The sequence below is a fragment of the Rhizobium sp. 11_C7_N12_5 genome, assembly GCF_051811145.1.
Lineage (GTDB): Bacteria > Pseudomonadota > Alphaproteobacteria > Rhizobiales > Rhizobiaceae > Rhizobium > Rhizobium lusitanum.
The window spans coordinates 31,332-48,893 of record NZ_JBPWPY010000003.1; the positions used below are offsets into that span (position 1 = coordinate 31,332).

The window sequence follows — 17,562 nt, forward strand, 5'->3', positions numbered from 1 at the left end:
CCCCATGCGCTCGACGCACTAAGGCTGCGTCGAATGCCGGGGCTGCTCATCGTCTGGAAAGATGACCGCGCGTCTCCAGTCCCCACTGAGGGACGGCGTGGTCGTGAGGGGTCTCACATCGGTGTTGCCTTGATAGACATAACGGGAGATGACGTAGGGACTGCGCCCATAGGTTTAAAGATAGCTGACATGGAAATCGCATAAGTATTTCCAACGATTTCAATATTTCGAGCATTCCATTCTGCTGAATCACACTTGGCGCGCTTGATTGTTTCGGCGGGCGTTGCGAGAAGGCGGGATCGAGGTGACTGCCGTCCACAATCACATGCTCGACAACGAGCCTCGGCTGCTTTTCATGTATTTCTGGGCAAACGACGATGTAACCAAGCTTGCGCGGGGTCTCAGGTCGGCCTTGGACAAGATCAGTCTTCGTCATTCGTGAATGTGTTAGATTGCACGGAGGAAATCCCCGCGCTTGTTGGTCGCAACAAGTACTTCCGTCGGAGGGATTCTTGGCACGATGCCTTACGCCGGTGTTCAAAGCTTTCCGCTCTTTTGTGGAAGCTTGGCTTCCGGAACGAGCCGGTAGAGTGCGAACTCCGGGCAGGAGGTCTTGTGAGTTTAGAGAATGCTGGTGATAAAGCGATCGACACGGGTTTCCGGCTTGTAGAGGGTTTTGACGATGATCGCCGCGAAAATCCCCGTCAGCGCGCCACCCATGATGTCGCTGATATAGTGCGTACCGATGTAGACGCGCGAGAAAGACACCAGAATCGCCGCTAGAAGGAGGAAGAAGGCAAGCAAAGTCACGCCGGTTGTGGATGCAAAAGCGGCACCAACGACAACGGTGCTGTTTGGCCCGATCTTATTCCCAGCACGGCTGGTTAACTGCAGGCGGATGCAGTTCACTTGCCTGATCCTATCCAGGGGGATAGGAAGAAGCCGAATACGCTGCGGGGCTATCCCGTATGGATTGGATCTGACGACGAGGCTTTCATGTTCACGACTATCAAGGAATGGCTCGCTTTCGGAGGCGCTGATGTGCTCCAAGGGCATGGACACGGCGCCCATGGCCACTCGCATGGGGAGGGTGGGGGGCACGGCCATACCCACGGGGTGGTCGACCCAAGCATCGCGACATCCGAACGCGGCATCTGGGCAATCAAGTGGTCTTTCGTGATCCTCGCGATCACCGCGATCCTACAGTTGATCGTCGTCTTCATTTCCGGTTCGGTGGCCTTGCTTGCCGACACCATCCACAATGTCGGCGACGCGACAACCGCCATTCCGCTTTGGATTGCCTTCGTGCTTGTGCGGCGACCGGCGACAGCCCGGTTCAACTACGGGCTTGGCCGCGTCGAGGATCTGGCGGGGATGCTCATCGTCCTCATCATCCTATTCAGTGCTGTCGTGGCCGGCTATGAGGCAGTCCATCGTCTGATCCACCCACAGCCGATCACACAACTTGGCTGGGTCACCGCTGCAGGCATCATCGGTTTCCTTGGAAATGAAATCGTTGCGATCTTCCGCATCAAGATCGGCCGTGCGATGAACAGTGCCGCCCTGATCGCCGATGGTTATCACGCCAGAACCGATGGTCTCACGAGCCTGGCTGTTGTTCTGGGCGCGATCGGCGTCTACCTGGGCTTCCCGCTTGCCGACCCGATCATCGGGCTTCTGATTGCGATCGCAATCTTTGGCATCGTCTGGCAGTCGGCCCGTGCCGTCATTACCCGGAGCCTTGACGGTGTCGAGCTGGGCATTGCAGATGAAGTCCGCCATGCGGCCGCACACGTACCGGGCGTCGCCAAGATCACCGATGTCAAAGCTCGATGGCTTGGCCACAAGCTGCACGCCGACGTCACGATCGCAGTCGAGGACGGTAAGACGCTCGCCGAGGCGAATGGCATCTCACTTGCCCTTCGCGAGGAATTGCATACTCATCTTGCGCCGCTAGGCAGCGCGACGATCCAGTTCGATACCGCGGGTGCCTCAGCCGTGGCCGCCAATCACGGCGATCAGGGGCATCACCATGCTCCCGACCCGTTCACCGTCAACTCCTCGCTGGCGACCGGGCTTCTCGAGATCGTTGATACCCCCGACGGCGAGCGGATGCGGCTGTCGATCGCCAGCCACGATCGCGATCTCCAGGCGGTGGTGAACATCCAACGGCCAGGCGGTGTCATCGAAACGTTGCCGCTGTTGCCATCCCCGATCGACCATCATGCAATGCAGAGCGCGGAAGCTCCCGCCGAACCGCATGAGTTCGATGCCGAACTCGTTCTGAAGGCAGGTGACAAAGTCGAAGTCCTTCCGTTCCGGATGGACGAGCCGGAAGAGCATCATCATTGAAATCGTTCGAGATTGCGGGTTGCGCCTCCTTGACCCCCAGTCAAGTGCGCTTCCGGGCCAACATTGACACTCATCCCCACTAGGGGGATACAGGACGATATGACCGAGCACACCCACGCTACCCATCCAGAGATTATCAAGCGCCTGAAGCGGGCCGAAGGGCATCTGAAGAGCGTCATCGCCATGATCGAGGGTGGCAAACCATGCATTGATATCGCCCAGCAGCTCTCCGCTGTCGAGAAGGCGATCGTTAACGCCAAGCGGACGCTCATTCAGGATCACCTCGATCACTGCCTTGAGGAAACGGTCGGTGCACTGCCACGGGACAAGCGGCAATCCATCGACGAATTCAAGTCGATCACAAAGTTTCTTTAAGGCCACTGCTCGCCTGCTGGCCTATCTCGCGCACCTCGGAGGCGATCCTTGCAGGGCTGCTTCTAACGGAAAACTAATCGGCTCCCCTGTTGTCGATCGCGGAAATGATCGGGCGAACTATGGCCGCCCGGCCATTATTGTCGGCAGCGAGCCACGCCAGGTCGGTGCGGCAAGGACATGCGCCTCTCCGTTTTCCGCGCGCGGTAACGTTCTGCCGTCATCTTGCGACGATCAGCTATCGAGTAATCCGTAGTCCTTCGACGACACGGTCGGCCATCGCTACGCATCGCGCTCCGTCGAACGGAAACAGCGAAGAGAATGCCCCCACCAACTGCTTTTCGATAGCAATCCGCATCATCTTGCGTGCGCGGTGTAACCGCGTCTTGGCCGTTGCGGGCTTGATGCCGAGATACGACGCTGCCTCCTCCGTGCTCATTCCCTCTACGTCCCGCAGCACGAAGATCACGCGGAATTCGTCGGGTAACCTGTCGACCGCCCGTTCGAGTAGACGGCGCGCTTCTGCGCGGGAGAACTCGGCCTCGGGGTCATCGACCGAGAACGGGGTCGGAAATTGTAGCAGCGCGCCCCGTCCTGATTCTGCAGTCATGTCGACCTCCTCCAAACCGACGTTGCGCTGCCGGTGTCGTATGCGCCCGAGCGCCTCGTTGAGCGCGATCCGGGTAAGCCAGGTGGAAAGCTGGGCCTCGTCGCGAAATACATCGAGATGGGTGAAGGCATGCACATACGTCGCCTGAACAATGTCCTCCGCTTCTGCGTCGTCCCGGACGATGGCACGTGCCGATCGAAACAGGCGGCGGTTGTGTCGCTGCACAAGGACACGTATGGCCTTCTCGTCGCCCATCCTGGCATGAACGACGAGATCGGCATCGGGTAGCCTTGTCATGTCTGGCACGTGCCTCGGTGCCGCAGTGGGAATGCCAACCATGATCAACCCCAGCATAATTCCGTGCGTCCACCGCCCAGCCTATGGCAGGACATCAAGCGTGCCGGTCATCATCGGGTGAAAGCGGCAATAGAAATCCACTTTTCCCGCTTGTTTGACCGTCATGCTTTTTTGCGCCTTCGGCGGCAGATCAATGTCGAAGCTCTTGTCGCGTGCGGTCACGCTATGGCGGAATGTATCATCATTACGCCAGGTGATCACGTCGCCGACATGCAACGGCGGCACCGCGCCGAATTGCATCTGCGCGATGACGATGTCGTGATTGGCGGCCACCGCGCTCGCGGGGCCTCCAACCACGAGCCCTGCGAATACCAACGCGGTAAGGATGCAAAGCAGGGGGCGCATGGCGAGCCTACTTGACCATCGATGAAAGATGCTCGGCGTGCGTCTGGTGCTCCTTGAAGAGCTTCAGACCCGTCTCCAGCAGCGATTTCAGTTCGCCATTCTGAGCCGACGGGATCAGCAGTGTCTCAAGCGCGCCGTTGACCTGCTTGTGATAGGCCACCTCGTTATCGACATAGGCCTTGTCGAAGGCTGCGCCATGAAGCTTGGAGAGCTTTTCCAGTTCCGTCTTGGCGGCAGACGACAGCGACTTGCTGGTGTCGTTATCTTCGGGCTTGACTTTCAATTTCTTGAGAAGGGCAAGCGCCTCTTGGTTCACGGCCGTATGGTCGCGCTCCATTGTCTCGGCGAATTGCCGGACCTCGGCGTTCTTGCTCATCTTGAGAGCTTGCTTGGCGGCGGCGATGTCGATCTCGCCGGCCGTGTAGGCGATATGCGCGATCTGTGGATCCGTCGGCTTGTCGGCTGCAAGCGCCGCAGTTGCAAGTGCCGCAGCCATCGCAGTTGCCGTGAGAAGTCGCTTGAACATGTTGGTCTCCTATCCCCATGGGAAAACTCCAGACGCCTCCGGCATCTGAAACAGCCATTAGATGCTGCTTCCGGCAAAAGGTTCCCGAATTTCTTTCTACGCTGGCCTGGCGCGGTGTACGGAGTGGAAAAAAGATGGGTCTTACGCTGCAAGACTGAGCTTTGCCTGCTTGAGACGACCATCGGCGCCGGCGGCTCGGACCTGTAGAACCCGATGAGCGCCAATCGGCGACCAGCGCATCTGACGCTTCTTGTTCATTCGGGCATTGACAAGGCTCTTGGCTGCACTTTCGGCCGGCACAAAGGTATCAAGTACACGAGCAGCCTCTCGAAAGGACTGAGGGGAACCCAACTCAGCTTGGATCCGCTCCAACTCCGGCGCACCGCACACCAAGCCTAAATAAATAGTACCGCGCAAGTTGGCTCGCACCAACGGTGCTTGGCACCAAGCTGACCGCAGGTAACCTTGATTCCGATCAATGCAATGGACCCGCGATACGCTAGGTTTTTCCCGAGGCGTATGGAATTGGCGGCTTTTCTGCGACCAAGCTGGTGGTTTACGGCACCTGCGTTGCAGCTCGTGGCCAAATAAACAAAGAAAGCGAAGATAGGTATTTCACTGTCGGATCGTTGGCTTGCTCAGGATCAGCGGCTAGAGCCGGGAAACAACAAGGGTCGGTAACGAATATGAGGCCGACTGGAGAATGACCATGCAAAAGCAGTCCCCCTCATCGTCGAGGCAATATATCGGAAAGTACAGGGCTCTCCTCGACCAACGCCGGCGCGAGTTGCAAACCCGCCTCCGCGCGATTGAGTATGATTTCGAGCAGCCCCGCAATCCTGATGATGATGATCGTGCGACAGAGCGAAATAACGATGAAGTCCTGGGAGAACTCGGCGAGGCCGGACAGAAGGAGCTCCTAGCTATCCAAGCGGCTTTGGACCGGATTGAGGCTGGCACTTTTGGCACCTGTGTGAAGTGCGGCACACCAATCGGCGAGCAGAGGCTTGAGGCTGTCCCACACACGCCTTTCTGTCAATCCTGCGCTCATTCGATTTAACGCCTCGCTTGCACGCTCAAAAGCGCCTGACCTCAACACGCCGAATAGAGAAGAGCCGATGGAAGATCTTTCAGCAAAATCCGTTCAGTTTAAGGATCTTATGCGCTTCGATCGATGCTCGAAGCTCGTCCTCGGAAGTGCGGTCGCCTTGGTTGGCATCCGGATGGTGCATTTTGAGCCTTTCCTTATAGCGGCTTTTGATTTCCTCCGGCGTTGCAGCTGGCGACAGACCGAGTGTCTCAAATGCCTTTGCTTCCAGCACCTTGAGTTTGCGTATCAGGAGATCCGCCTTTTGCGCCTTGCGCTGCGCGGCGGTTTTGCGGGCATTCAATGCCTTTGCAGAACCGGAACGGACGTTGCCCGGGAGCGGAGTTTCGGACGCCTGACTGACGCTGGTCCCCCAGGTCGGACGGCCGCCAGTGGCCGCTTCCTTCTGATAGCGGGCAATGTCCTTGTCAGATAGACCCGTCGCGAAATTGTAGCCCTTGTTGTACTCCTTCACGTGCTCAAGACAGAAGAACAGATACAGGCCTTCTGCATCCCGACCCACCGGGGCGCGGTGCGTACCATTCTTTTCGCAGCCGTCCCATTGGCATCTGGGACCGCTGGGTTCACTCTGCGGGACAGACCTCTTACGAGTCGATTTAAGGCCAACAAATATTTTCGAATCAAGCGTCATGGCACTTATATGGCGGCAACGCTTCATCTCGGCAAGAAATAGCGAACTGGCTGTTGGCGGATTCCAGTCAATCTGTGGATGGCCCAGCCAATTCACCAACCACCTGAATTGTGAATAAAGCTCTCACGGGTTGATGGTTCGATTCTCATCGGGAGACACTTCCACCGAAACGAATTTGAGATTTCAACGTCCATCACGATAAGCGGGCGTCGACTAAAATCATTTCACAATCCACTCACAAGATTTTTATAAATTAGATTACACTAATTCCGGGTCGGCTATTTTCTTCCCGGCGACTTCACCTATCTCGCACTTGCGAAATGATCGCGCATTCCAACCCGCCGGGCATGGGTACGCCCCCTGCCTGCCGTCCGGCCCATTACAAGGACTCGACAATGGGTGATTTGCTTAAAGGGATCTCCAGCTTTCGCGGTGCCGTCTTTCCAGACCATCAGGCACTTTATCGCAAGCTGGCGGAGGAGGGACAGCAGCCGCAAGCGCTGATGATTTCCTGCGCCGACAGCCGGGTGATGCCCGAAACGATCACGCAGTCCGGCCCCGGCGAACTCTTCGTCTGCCGGAATGCCGGAAATATCGTTCCCCCGTTTTCGACGGCCAATGGTGGCGTATCATCGGCGATAGAATATGCCGTCGTCGCACTTGGCGTTCGTGATATCATCGTGTGCGGGCATTCCGACTGCGGCGCCATGAAAGGGCTTTGCCACCCCGATCTGCTGAAGCCGATGCCGAATGTCGCTGCGTGGCTGAAACACAGCCATGCGGCCCATTCGATCGTTTGCGAAGCCTATCCTGCCGATCTGCCCGAGCGCCAAAGGGTTCGCGCCATCGCCATGGAAAACGTCGTTGTCCAGCTTGACCATCTGCGCACGCATCCTTCGGTCGCGGCCAAGCTGGCGACCAATGACATTACCCTGCATGGCTGGTTTTTTGATATCGAGACCGGGGAAGTGCTGGTCTATGACGGTGCGGCCGTTCGTTTTACGGATATCATTGAGGACAGGCCTTTGCCCGTCGCAGTCACCGGTCGTGGTCGTCCACATGTGATGCCACAAGCTGCGGAGTAGGCCGATGATGTCCAGCTCTGTTCTTTCGCGAGACTTCGCATCGTCGCTTGTCGTGTTTCTCGTTGCTATACCGCTTTGCCTCGGGATTGCTGTGGCTTCAGGAGTTCCGGTGGCCATGGGTCTCATTTCAGGCATTGTCGGCGGCATTGTCGTCGGCCTTTTGGCCGGATCCCCACTTCAGGTGTCGGGTCCGGCGGCGGGATTAGCCGTGATCGTCTTCGGCTTCGTCGAGCAATACGGCGCCGCCATGCTCGGGCCGGTGCTCATCGTGGCGGGATTGCTGCAGGTCCTTGCCGGATTCCTGAAGATTGGATCGTGGTTTCGCGCAATTTCGCCTGCGGTGGTCCACGGCATGCTCGCCGGGATCGGCATCCTCATCATTCTTGGCCAAGTCCATGTGCTGATGGGGGCAAGACCTGCTGCCGGAGGCATCGAGAACGTCACCGCCATGGAGCAGACCCTCGGTCGCGTGTGGGGCTCCGGACTGACCCGGGAATCGGTTGCCCTACTCGTGGGCTTGATCTCCCTGCTGGCCATGATCGCATGGGAGAAGTTCAGGCCGAAGCCATTCATGCTGGTGCCCGGGGCTCTGGTGGGGGTCGCGGCTGGCACGATATTGACGGTCGGGATGCAGCTGCCGATCACCAGGGTGGAGGTGCCGTCCTCTCTCATCGACAGCATTTCGCTGCCGACGCTCGATGGTTTTGCCAGGATGGTCGAGCCCGGTATCATTATGACGACGCTGGTTATCGCGGTGATCGCCAGTGCGGAAACGCTACTGTCGTCCGCGGCCGTCGATCGCATGCATGATGGCGTGCGAACCCGCTTCAACAAGGAGTTGTTCGCGCAGGGCATCGGCAATGGACTTTGCGGTTTGCTTGGCGCGCTGCCGATAACGGGTGTCATCGTCAGATCGTCCGCCAATATTCAAGCAGGCGCACGCAGCCGGGCATCGGCCGTGCTGCATGGTGTTTGGATCCTTGGACTGGTGGCATTTCTGCCGCAGTTGCTCGCGATGGTGCCGCTGACTGCACTTGCCGCGGTGCTGCTGGTGACAGGATGGCGGCTGATCAGTCTCCACCACGTCCGGCACCTGTTCGATCATCACGGTTGGGTTCCCGTTGGGATCTGGACCGCGACGGTGGCGATGGTGGTACTTCAGGACCTGCTCGTCGGCGTGGCGCTCGGCCTTGCACTGTCCATATTGGAAATCCTTCCGCACCTGCGTCGCAAACTTGCCATCGACCGGTTGGAGGATGAGGAAGGCATCCATCTCGACCTCGTGGGCGTGGCGACATGCAAGGACGTTCCTGCCCTGCTCAACACGCTGGAAACGCTTCCCGAGGGTCGCAAGATCAGGATCGCGGGCGCCCGCCTGCATTATCTTGACCATACGAGCGCAGAGACCCTGCGTGAATGGCTGAAACGACAGAAGAAATCAGGGCGCGTCGTCGAAATTGAGCATCCGCCGGTCGGACGCCATCGGCGGCTGAAACCGATCTTTGAACGGCTGTCAGAGGAAGTTGCCTGATCGGCGGAGAGCGCACCAGCTACCTAGCGACAACGTTCTTGCCCCGCTTGCCGGGGCGAGGCACGCACATAAGCGAACCGCGAAACATTCCGTCATTTCCATGGCCGCGGCCATACGAGATGCGACGTTACAAGCGCGGACACCTGCCCGGGGAGGCACTCGGCTTGACGGAAGAGTTCAATTCATGACAGTTTTATGACAAGCAATTGCTGGGCATAGCAGCAAAACATCTGGCGCATTTGGCAAATGGCATTTCTTGATCTGATCAACGTTAGCAAGTCATTTGGAAGCCTGCCCGTTGTCGAGGAATTCACAGTCCAAATCGAGAAAGGAGAATTCATCTCCTTCCTCGGACCATCAGGCTGCGGCAAGACGACCGTGCTGCGCATGATTGCCGGCTTCGAGACCCCGACCGCCGGCACGCTGACCATCAACGGCAAGGATCAGCGGCCGCTGAAGCCGAACCAGCGCAACATCGGCATGGTGTTCCAGGCTTACGCGCTGTTTCCGAATATGACCGTGCACGACAATGTCGCCTTCGGCCTCAAGGTCGCCGGCATGGCAAAGCCCGATATCGACAAGCGCGTCAAGGAGATGCTTGCTCTCATCAAGCTCGATCATCTCGCCACCCGCTTCCCCTACCAGATGTCCGGCGGTCAGCAGCAGCGCGTGGCGCTCGCCCGCGCCATCGCCGTCAAGCCGCAGGTTCTCCTGCTCGATGAGCCGCTTTCGGCGCTGGATGCGAAGATCCGCGTATCGCTGCGCGAGGAAATCCGGGCGATTCAACAGCAGCTCGGCATCACCACCGTTTTCGTGACGCATGATCAGGAAGAGGCGCTGTCGATCTCCGACCGTATCGTCGTCATGAATGCCGGCCGCGCGGATCAGATCGGTTCGCCTTTCGAGATCTACAACACTCCGGCCACCCGCTTCGTCGCTTCCTTCGTCGGTACGCTGAACCTGATCGAAGGTAAGGTCGTCGATCCCGACAACAGCCGCATCATGATCGGCGATCAGGACGTCACGCTGAAGCAATCGGTCACCGCCTACAAGCCTGGCGACACGGTATCGCTGGCTTTGCGCCCGGAGGCAGGCTCACTGGCCGAATCGGCCAAGGGCGACACGGCCCTGACGGGCGAGGTCATATCAGTGCATTTTCTTGGCTCAGTTGTTCGCACCCGCATGAACGTCGCCGGCAACACGATTTCTTTCGACATGTTCAACAACCCACGGCGCACATCGCCCACCGTGGGTGAGCGGGTGACTATCAGCTTCAAAGCGTCCGATTTATTGGTCTTGCCGTGACTGATGGCCGCGAACTCAGTGCCTTTCAGTATCCCCACCGGACGGCTGAGATCGGACCTTTTAGTCATGCGCGGTCAATGCCGCCTGGGGGATCGGGCTCGGCGTCCGCTCTGCAAGTGTTCGCCGCACTCTTCCAGGATGGGATGAGCAGCAGCTGCGACCAGGTGGGAATTGATCCGCTTGAGATCACGCAATAAGTCGAGGTTGTGAAAAAGCATCCAAGGATGACCCTGCTGGTATGAGGCTTAAGTCATTGAAATATATTCCATGCTGTGGAGAAAGTGGCGACCACACCGGCGTTGCGTATGAACCGTTGGTGGTCCGATGTTCCTATCAATTTCAAACCGTTACAGGGGATCTCAACGGGGTCATTGTTCAGAGCCGGTTTACAAACATGACATCGCATCCCTCAATCAATCGTTCCGATTGAGAGAAGCACAAATCAAAACATCGGTCTAACCATACCCAAATAGGTCTCCTAACTTGCGCTAGAGGCCGAGCGAGTGATCTCGTCCCTTCGGCGGACACAACAAACTACTGGGTGGTTGAGCGCAGCAGCGGCGCGCTTCGCTGATCGTGCTCGATCATCGATTTGATCAGCGGGATGCTGAAGATGGTGGCAAGCATCAGAATAACAACGATCAACAAAAGATGATCGATGAGAAACCAGCGTACCCATCGTCCCGCGGGAAAATGAATCATGTCATTGCTCCGATCATGGGTCATGAGCCAATGGCAACCTTTGTTCTACGGCACTTTCCCAATCTTCCACAAAGCCACAGTGTATACCGCGTCAACGAAGCGGCTTTGCGAAGGATCAATTTTCTGCTCACCCGATATCTCGGCGGCTTCGAAGGCGTTATTGCTGCCGAGGAATCCAAGACGATGAAAACCCGCCTCGACATCATGGAGAGCACGCAATTCGAGCGCGGCTATGTTTTCGCTTTATTTCGCAACGGACGCGAAGAAGATGGGCGCATTTTCGAGGGTGCCCGGATCCCGATCTTCGAGTGGAAAAGCCTCCACACTCGGCGAGCTGGCTGGTCTGCTCGAGGAAAATAGCCGAGCCCGGCAGACCGCCACTCGTCATCGCCGAAGACGTGCAAAACGAGACGCTGTAACCTTGATCGTCAATCAGGTCCGAGGCACCTTTCGCAAATGCGCGATTGGGGTCCACGGCTTCGGCGATCGCCGCAAGGCGATGCCGCGGGATCTGGCAATCCTGACGCGAGCTCAATCTCGCAAGATCGCAGCTTCAGGCTTAACGCGGCAACGCTCGGGGACCTCGCGGCAAGGCACGTCCGTCTTCTAGACGAGCGCGAGGACAACCTTAGGCGGCGGCTTGCAGCAGACTGTCAAAGCAAGGATCAAGTGGATCGGCAAGGAATCGAGGCGATAACCAGCGAGCACGACAAGGAAAAGCTGTAGAAGCGGCTTACAGAAATCTCCGGTGAGGTATGCGATGGGCGCAATGTAGGAAGCAACCGTCATCGGCCGAACGGCGGCTGCGAGCAATCTGGAGAAGCAAACGCCAGAAATATCGCCGGAATTAGCTCCGAGCTTCCGTATGGAGCGCGCCGATGACCATTCTCGCTTCGGAAGCAGCCTCCACGAAAGCCTCCCGCGCCGTTTCGGGAGAAACCTGCCCGAGTGCCGCAGCAGCACAGATCTCTCTTGCAAAGCTGTGCTTCTTCCGCGAGCCTTTCCACGCGTTGGCGAGGAAATTGAGTGCCTCGGTTGGGTTGTGGATGGTGTCGGGCGCCCGCCTTGCCACCTGAACATAGACGGGCTCATTCCAGTCCGATCTTGTCTTTTCCTCTAAAACCATCGTTTCTCTCCATGAATGCGGGTGAACAATTCTCCAGAATAGTCCGTCCCGTAGAAGTGGTCGCGAAATCCTCTGCGTTCGCCGGCGCCGCCGACACCAGCAAGTTCAGATGCCGTTCCGCTTCGTTGAAGCGATAAATCGGTCCAGGTAACCTATTTTAGCAATCGCCTTCTCCTGCAAGGAGGAGTGACCTGAATGGCGCCAACGTTACGGATGCTACAAACGTCTTCAGTATGACCCATTCCCTCCTATTCGATGATGGCACCATTTTCGCGCTGGCCCGGTTTCCGCGCATTGAGCTTGATCAATTAGTCCGTCGAACCGAAGTTACTGCGTTGATGTACAATAGAGTGGGCTCCGTCTTGGAAGGACATCACATCGTTCGCAACTGGTGGCGGAACACGTAGTCCGGAGTTCCTTGATGCAGACCGCTCTACAAGTTCGACCTTCTCGGCTACACTTCCCGCCCGAGATGGTGAGCAAGAGGGTCCGGGACATTCCAGTCCCGCTGCCAAACCGACGATGACTAAGGCGTTTCGGGGCACCATCCATAATTGGTCCCCGCACCTTCGCGGTGACAAGGCTCATCGATGATCTGGCGCGGATGTTCAACTCGCACCTCCGCTTATGGTTGGGTCTGTCCTTCAGTTCTCCAACCCCCGGCAACATCGTGCCGCCGATACTGTAAACCTGGCGCAAAATCGCTGTGTCGATCACTCAGTGATCATTCCCTATCTTCGACCTCTATCGATCCGGGTCGAATTAAGACGGCGTGTCATGTCGCGTTGGCGAGCCGTGTCACTCGAAGCGCTCGCTGATGCTGCTGTCTGCGGGCACAAGTATCAGCAGCGCAACGATGCCGACCACTGCGAAAACTGCTCCATAGACGAACACGGCCTGATGGCCCAGGTGATCCCAAAGCAGACCGGCGATGACGCTGGCAATGAGTTGAGTGAGCCCAACCAGGGAATTGTACCAGCCGATGCCGCCGGCGCGCAGTTCCCGGGGTACGAGGCTAGAAGCGAGCGCCTTTCCAGCGGCACGGAAGGTACCCTGATAGGCGCCATAGCAGACGAACACTACGGCCACGATTGGGAATGCTGCAAGGCGCCTCCTGGCTGGGATTGACCAGGGTCAATGCGGCCTCACGGGATGGGGGAATATCTTCGTAGCGGTCTAACGAAAGAGGACAATGTCATGAACGATGCAATCATTCCTTATAATGCTTGGATTCTCGTTTCAGATGCCAGCAAGGCACTCTTGCTCCGCAATGTCGGGAACGCGTTCAATCTGATGCTTGAAGTCCAGCAAGTCATCGAGAACCCGCATAACGCCCCGGCCCGCGAGCAAGGAACGGACAAGCCGGGCCGTGTTGCGATGGGCAGCCATCGCAGTAGCGTCGGGCAGACGAATTTTCATGAGCAACAAGAAGAGCGGTTTTCGTCGATGGTTGTCGAAAAGCTGGAGTCGATTTGCGAGCAAAACGATATTCACAAGCTCTTCGTGGTTGCTCCGCCGAAAGCGCTTGCTGACCTGCGGCGCGCCATGCCTGAGACAATCAAAAGACGGATCGCAGCGGAATATGATAAGGACCTTGTTAATCTTCCGCTGAACGAGATCGAAAGGCATTTAGCTGCGTGATGCGGCAATCGAGAACGCGGTGCTTTGGGGGTGGGCAGGCATTCCGGAAAGCCGGAATTTATCGCGCGAGGTGTCCAAGACGGCCCGGCGTGGTCAGATCGAACTTTTGAAGTTTTATAGGCGCCCGCTTCAGTTGTACGAGGCCTTTTTTTAAGACCTTGTGGAGGCATTTGCCGCCTGGACCTGCGCTTGAGAATGACCTGCAATGCATAGGTCGCCCCAATGTGGTGTGTCCATCGGTGAGCGTGCGATTGGAATGCCGATATATCGGCCGAGGAGACCAAGGTGCGCCGCATGCGAGCTGCTGCAGCCCGGACACCATGGCGAGTGCATTTTTAACGCCGGTGGATGGCTGCCAGCACGGCAGGAACTCGGACAAGGCGGGGAGTGGCTTTTCGCCTAGTTAAGCAAAGTGCGTCTTCGAGCCGCGGCGGAGAGGAAATGAACATCGTACCAGTCATCATCTCGGCAGGCATGATTTTGTTGGTTGCAACGCAATTCGTAAGCGTAGCGCTAGCGGTTTTGCGGAAGTTGCTCTGGAGAAGGTCGGCAAAATGCGGCCCTGACGGAGTTACGATCATAAAGCCGGTCTGCGGATTGGAAAACAACCTGCGCCGCACATTACGAAGCAGTTTTGCCATCGACTATCCTCAGTACGAGTTGATTTTTTGCGTAGCCTCACCCGATGACCCGGCTATACCGCTTGTTCGTGAGCTCATAGCCTCCCACCCTGCCGCGGATGCGCATCTGCTCATTGGCGACGATAAAATATCACAAAATCCGAAGCTGAATAACATTTGGAAAGGCTGGCGCGCCGCGAAATATGATTGGGTTGTCATCTCCGACAGCAATGTTTTGGTCCCTCCCGCTTATATTGATGATCTTCGCGAGCGCTGGTCCTCCGCGACCTCTGTCATTTGCTCGCCACCCGTCGGCAGCGATGCAGAAGGGCTGGCGGCGGCCTTGGAAGCGGCGTTCCTCAACACATATCAAGCGCGTTGGCAGCTGGTGGCCGACTTCCTGAGGTACGGTTATGCGCAAGGCAAGACGATGATGCTCTCTCGGCGGGAGTTGGAGCATTCGGGCGGATTGTCAATACTAGCAAGCGAGGTCGCCGAGGATGCGGCTGCGACCAAGATAGCTCGCCGGACGGGCAAAAAAGTTGCTGTCGTCCGTGAGCCTTTTCAGCAACCACTGGGTCGCAAGACGTGGTCTCAAGTCTGGAGCAGACAATTGCGCTGGGCACAATTGCGGCGCTCCTCTTTTCCGTTGGCTTATTCGGCGGAAATTTTGACAGGCATACTGCCGGTGGCGATTCTGTACTGCATCCTGGCAACGATGGATGTGCTGGCGTGGATCGGACTTCCTCTGCTCATCGTCTGCTGGTATTCGGCGGAAGTCGCCCTCGCGGTTGTCTATCGATGGCCGCTCGGATTAACATTGATACTTGCCTGGATCTTGCGCGATATCTTATCGCCCCTGCTGTGGTTGCAGGGTTTGCTCCAGCGCGGCTTCACCTGGCACGGCAATAACATGACGTCGCTAAAGCGCTCGAAGCTGAAACGAGGGGTGGTAGGGTCCCAAACGTGATAACCAACCGCGATCGACTGTCTCAGAAGCTTCTGCCGATGGCAGCTTCGATAGCCCTGTTGACTTCAGGCGCATCGAGCCGGGGGATGAGGGCTGGAGCGGTTAACTAGGCGCCGAGCTCCCTGAAAGCTCTGTCACCTTGGACCGTCAGGAGGCGCCAAGACATCGTTCGGCATCAATCTATATTGACGAAAACAGCCGGGAGCGAACGCGCGTTGCATTCGGGCGTCTCAGATGACGGCTCCAACAAGATGGCCTATGCCTGCCGTCAGCGCCATCGCGAACGCACCCCAAAATGTAACACGCAGCGTTGGCCTCACGACACCGGCCCCGCCAGCCCTCGCCCCAATGGCGCCAAGCAGCGCCAGGAAGGCGAGCGACGCCACAGAGACGGTTATGACAAGCATGGATGCGGGCGATACGATCACCATGAGCAGCGGCATTGCGGCTCCAACCGCGAAGGTTGCGGCGGAGGTCAAGGCAGCCTGGATCGGTCGCGCAGTCATCATTTCGGAAATCCCGAGTTCGTCGCGTGCATGGGCTGAAAGTGCATCTTTCGCCATCAGCTGATCAGCAACCTGCCGAGCAAGAACGGGCTCAACCCCACGATCGACATAGATTTGCGCCAGCTCTTCCCTTTCGAAATCCGGTTGTTTTATAAGCTCCTGCCGTTCGCGGCCGAGGTCTGCCTTCTCCGTGTCGGACTGCGAGCTGACCGAGACGTATTCGCCCGCCGCCATAGACATGGAGCCGGCGACAAGCCCCGCAATACCCGCTACCAGAACTTCCGAGCTTGCCGTTGAGGCCGAGGCGACCCCTACGATAAGGCTTGCCGTCGAGACGATGCCATCATTTGCGCCGAGCACGGCGGCCCGCAGCCAGCCTATTCGGTTTACGAGATGCAATTCTCCGTGGCTTCTCATCGGGACTTCTCCGGTTTCGTCGTGCTTAGCGCGGATGTTCGGAGGATACTACTTCGCCGGCAGCAGCATGCGCTTCAACGTTCCATCTTTGAGAACGAACTGATGAAACAGCGCGGCTACGGCATGAAGTGCAATTAGAGCGATAAAGGCGGGCTTGGCGAGCTTATGAATATCGCCGAACTCATCTGAGACATAAATTGCCAGCAGACCCGTGGCCGGGACTGCGACAAGGAGAATGTAAAAAAGCCAATGTGACGCCTTTGCAGCGTACGTCATCCACGTTGTATCGCTGGCGGACTCTGGCGCGCCCTGGACGATACGCAGGATGAGCCTAATGGCCACAAGACAGAGGATTGCTATGCCGACCCAATAATGGGCGACACTGAGCGTGAGATCGCTCGGCGAGGCAGTGGTTCCTTCTTCGCCTGCGTCGACGATCGTCGTCATACTCTCTCCAAACAGGAGCTGGAAGAAAATCAGTGCCGCGACTGTCCAGTGCAATGCGATCTGAAGGCTGGAATATCCATTGGTTTTCTGTTCACTCATGGTCGACTCCTCAAAAAAAGGGCGAGATACCCCAGTTTGTTAAGCTTTATGCCCTTTCGGCCCACTTATGTGCTCGCAGGGAACCACGGCCATACGGATAGGCAAAGCGCCGCAAGGGCTCTCCACGATTTCGATGAATTACCGTGAAATGAAAATCGGATACGCCGCCAAGTCCGAACTGGCCGTCAAACAAGGGTAGGTCGATCGATAGACCAATCGAGGCGAGGCGTGCAGGATGTCGGGCTCCAACGCGTGGAAATTGCTGATCCATAGGATATCACCGATGTCAGATGCTCGCTATAACTTGCTCAAGCTTCGCCCGAACATTCCCTGCCACCTGCTTTAGTGCGGCGTTTTCGATTGCTCGCATGGAGGCAACCGGATCGATAGCGCTGATCATTATATCGCCGCCGCCAAGGGATCTGACGATTACATTGCAGGGAAGCATTGCGCCGACTTTTGGCTCCATATTTATCGCTTCGAAGGCCATGCTCGGATTGCAGGCGCCCAGAATGAGGTAGTTGTCAATGTCAGCATTAAGCTTCTTCTTCATCGTCGCCTTGACGTCAATCTCCGTCAGGATGCCGAAGTCTTTGCGCGCAAGTGCTGCTTTCGTCCTTTCGACTGCGACATCAAACGAGCTCCCGGATAGGGTCTTGTCTAGAGTATAAGTCATGGCTTTGGCTCCGATATAGGTTCTTGGCGCTGACTTCCGAGAGAAGTCGGATGGGACCTCGTTGGCAAATCACTGTCGCCGACCTGGTCAACACTACCTAGCGACGAGTGGCGTGAAGAAAAATGGATGCACGCCT

20 protein-coding genes and 1 pseudogene are annotated in these 17,562 nt (G+C 57.3%); 10 read left to right on the forward strand and 11 right to left on the reverse strand.

Features of this window, described 5'->3' with window-relative positions; translation table 11 throughout:
* Positions 1–277 precede the first annotated feature (277 nt).
* Positions 278–442, forward strand: a pseudogene (locus tag AB8B29_RS29435) (DUF1259 domain-containing protein); the annotation flags it as partial.
* A 179-nt stretch (positions 443–621) separates the two neighbouring features.
* Here AB8B29_RS29435 and AB8B29_RS29440 read toward each other — a convergent pair.
* Positions 622–909 carry a phosphatase PAP2 family protein gene (locus AB8B29_RS29440; protein ID WP_439006942.1) on the reverse strand — a complete coding sequence of 96 codons (288 nt, stop codon included), beginning with the start codon at positions 907–909 and terminating at the stop codon, positions 622–624.
* An 87-nt stretch (positions 910–996) separates the two neighbouring features.
* Here AB8B29_RS29440 and AB8B29_RS29445 point away from each other — a divergent pair, with 87 nt between their 5' ends.
* Positions 997–2,352, forward strand: coding sequence for a cation diffusion facilitator family transporter (locus AB8B29_RS29445; RefSeq protein WP_439006943.1), 1,356 nt, complete (start codon positions 997–999; stop codon positions 2,350–2,352).
* A 99-nt stretch (positions 2,353–2,451) separates the two neighbouring features.
* Complete coding sequence (locus tag AB8B29_RS29450; RefSeq protein ID WP_168598814.1) at positions 2,452–2,727, forward strand: metal-sensing transcriptional repressor; 276 nt, start codon at positions 2,452–2,454, stop codon at positions 2,725–2,727.
* Positions 2,728–2,962: 235 nt separating this feature from the next.
* Here the strand turns inward: AB8B29_RS29450 and AB8B29_RS29455 are convergent, their stop codons facing one another.
* Genes AB8B29_RS29455 through AB8B29_RS29465 form a run of 3 tightly spaced genes read right to left on the reverse strand, consistent with a single transcriptional unit; the run spans position 2,963 to position 4,562 of the window.
* On the reverse strand, positions 2,963–3,673 hold the full coding sequence (locus AB8B29_RS29455; protein WP_439007140.1) for an RNA polymerase sigma factor: 711 nt from the start codon (positions 3,671–3,673) through the stop codon (positions 2,963–2,965).
* A gap of 39 nt (positions 3,674–3,712) precedes the next feature.
* Positions 3,713–4,036, reverse strand: coding sequence for an amicyanin (locus AB8B29_RS29460; protein WP_439006944.1), 324 nt, complete (start codon positions 4,034–4,036; stop codon positions 3,713–3,715).
* A 7-nt stretch (positions 4,037–4,043) separates the two neighbouring features.
* The gene (locus tag AB8B29_RS29465; protein ID WP_037201117.1) at positions 4,044–4,562 is read right to left on the reverse strand and encodes a DUF4142 domain-containing protein; all 519 of its coding nucleotides are present in this window, start codon (positions 4,560–4,562) and stop codon (positions 4,044–4,046) included.
* Between the two features lie 709 nt (positions 4,563–5,271).
* On the opposite strand from AB8B29_RS29465, the gene AB8B29_RS29470 reads away from it, so the two are divergent.
* Positions 5,272–5,622 (forward strand): TraR/DksA family transcriptional regulator, encoded by a 351-nt coding sequence (locus tag AB8B29_RS29470; protein ID WP_439006945.1) that lies wholly within the window; start codon positions 5,272–5,274, stop codon positions 5,620–5,622.
* 70 nt (positions 5,623–5,692) lie between these two features.
* Here the strand turns inward: AB8B29_RS29470 and AB8B29_RS29475 are convergent, their stop codons facing one another.
* On the reverse strand, positions 5,693–6,301 hold the full coding sequence (locus AB8B29_RS29475; RefSeq protein ID WP_047562124.1) for a J domain-containing protein: 609 nt from the start codon (positions 6,299–6,301) through the stop codon (positions 5,693–5,695).
* A gap of 395 nt (positions 6,302–6,696) precedes the next feature.
* Between AB8B29_RS29475 and AB8B29_RS29480 the strand changes: the two genes are divergently transcribed.
* The 3 genes from AB8B29_RS29480 to AB8B29_RS29490 all read left to right on the forward strand — a co-directional run bounded on the left by AB8B29_RS29480 (position 6,697) and on the right by AB8B29_RS29490 (position 10,222).
* Positions 6,697–7,386, forward strand: coding sequence for a carbonic anhydrase (locus AB8B29_RS29480; RefSeq protein WP_439006946.1), 690 nt, complete (start codon positions 6,697–6,699; stop codon positions 7,384–7,386).
* Positions 7,387–7,390: 4 nt separating this feature from the next.
* Positions 7,391–8,917: a SulP family inorganic anion transporter gene (locus tag AB8B29_RS29485; protein WP_439006947.1), complete on the forward strand. Its 1,527-nt coding sequence runs from the start codon at positions 7,391–7,393 to the stop codon at positions 8,915–8,917.
* 246 nt (positions 8,918–9,163) lie between these two features.
* Positions 9,164–10,222 carry an ABC transporter ATP-binding protein gene (locus AB8B29_RS29490; protein ID WP_439006948.1) on the forward strand — a complete coding sequence of 353 codons (1,059 nt, stop codon included), beginning with the start codon at positions 9,164–9,166 and terminating at the stop codon, positions 10,220–10,222.
* A 534-nt stretch (positions 10,223–10,756) separates the two neighbouring features.
* Here AB8B29_RS29490 and AB8B29_RS29495 read toward each other — a convergent pair.
* Positions 10,757–10,924: a hypothetical protein gene (locus AB8B29_RS29495; RefSeq protein WP_439006949.1), complete on the reverse strand. Its 168-nt coding sequence runs from the start codon at positions 10,922–10,924 to the stop codon at positions 10,757–10,759.
* Between AB8B29_RS29495 and AB8B29_RS29500 the strand changes: the two genes are divergently transcribed.
* Positions 10,916–11,284: a hypothetical protein gene (locus tag AB8B29_RS29500; protein ID WP_439006950.1), complete on the forward strand. Its 369-nt coding sequence runs from the start codon at positions 10,916–10,918 to the stop codon at positions 11,282–11,284. The two genes, AB8B29_RS29495 and AB8B29_RS29500, sit on opposite strands and share 9 nt — an antisense overlap.
* A gap of 487 nt (positions 11,285–11,771) precedes the next feature.
* On the opposite strand, the gene AB8B29_RS29505 is transcribed toward AB8B29_RS29500, so the two are convergent.
* Together AB8B29_RS29505 and AB8B29_RS29510 are read right to left on the reverse strand one after the other, a co-directional pair.
* Positions 11,772–12,050 carry a DUF982 domain-containing protein gene (locus tag AB8B29_RS29505; RefSeq protein WP_439006951.1) on the reverse strand — a complete coding sequence of 93 codons (279 nt, stop codon included), beginning with the start codon at positions 12,048–12,050 and terminating at the stop codon, positions 11,772–11,774.
* A gap of 798 nt (positions 12,051–12,848) precedes the next feature.
* On the reverse strand, positions 12,849–13,139 hold the full coding sequence (locus AB8B29_RS29510; RefSeq protein WP_439006952.1) for an MFS transporter: 291 nt from the start codon (positions 13,137–13,139) through the stop codon (positions 12,849–12,851).
* A 108-nt stretch (positions 13,140–13,247) separates the two neighbouring features.
* On the opposite strand from AB8B29_RS29510, the gene AB8B29_RS29515 reads away from it, so the two are divergent.
* Both AB8B29_RS29515 and AB8B29_RS29520 read left to right on the forward strand, forming a co-directional pair.
* Positions 13,248–13,691, forward strand: coding sequence for a baeRF12 domain-containing protein (locus AB8B29_RS29515; protein ID WP_439006953.1), 444 nt, complete (start codon positions 13,248–13,250; stop codon positions 13,689–13,691).
* Positions 13,692–14,132: 441 nt separating this feature from the next.
* Positions 14,133–15,281, forward strand: coding sequence for a ceramide glucosyltransferase (locus AB8B29_RS29520; protein ID WP_439006954.1), 1,149 nt, complete (start codon positions 14,133–14,135; stop codon positions 15,279–15,281).
* Between the two features lie 230 nt (positions 15,282–15,511).
* Here the strand turns inward: AB8B29_RS29520 and AB8B29_RS29525 are convergent, their stop codons facing one another.
* The 3 genes from AB8B29_RS29525 to AB8B29_RS29535 all read right to left on the reverse strand — a co-directional run bounded on the left by AB8B29_RS29525 (position 15,512) and on the right by AB8B29_RS29535 (position 17,426).
* Entirely contained in the window at positions 15,512–16,204 is a 693-nt protein-coding gene (locus tag AB8B29_RS29525) for a VIT1/CCC1 transporter family protein (RefSeq protein ID WP_168596813.1), read from the reverse strand.
* Positions 16,205–16,252: 48 nt separating this feature from the next.
* The gene (locus tag AB8B29_RS29530; RefSeq protein ID WP_168596812.1) at positions 16,253–16,750 is read right to left on the reverse strand and encodes a cytochrome b; all 498 of its coding nucleotides are present in this window, start codon (positions 16,748–16,750) and stop codon (positions 16,253–16,255) included.
* A 286-nt stretch (positions 16,751–17,036) separates the two neighbouring features.
* The gene (locus AB8B29_RS29535; protein ID WP_168596811.1) at positions 17,037–17,426 is read right to left on the reverse strand and encodes a DUF302 domain-containing protein; all 390 of its coding nucleotides are present in this window, start codon (positions 17,424–17,426) and stop codon (positions 17,037–17,039) included.
* Positions 17,427–17,562: the final 136 nt, after the last annotated feature.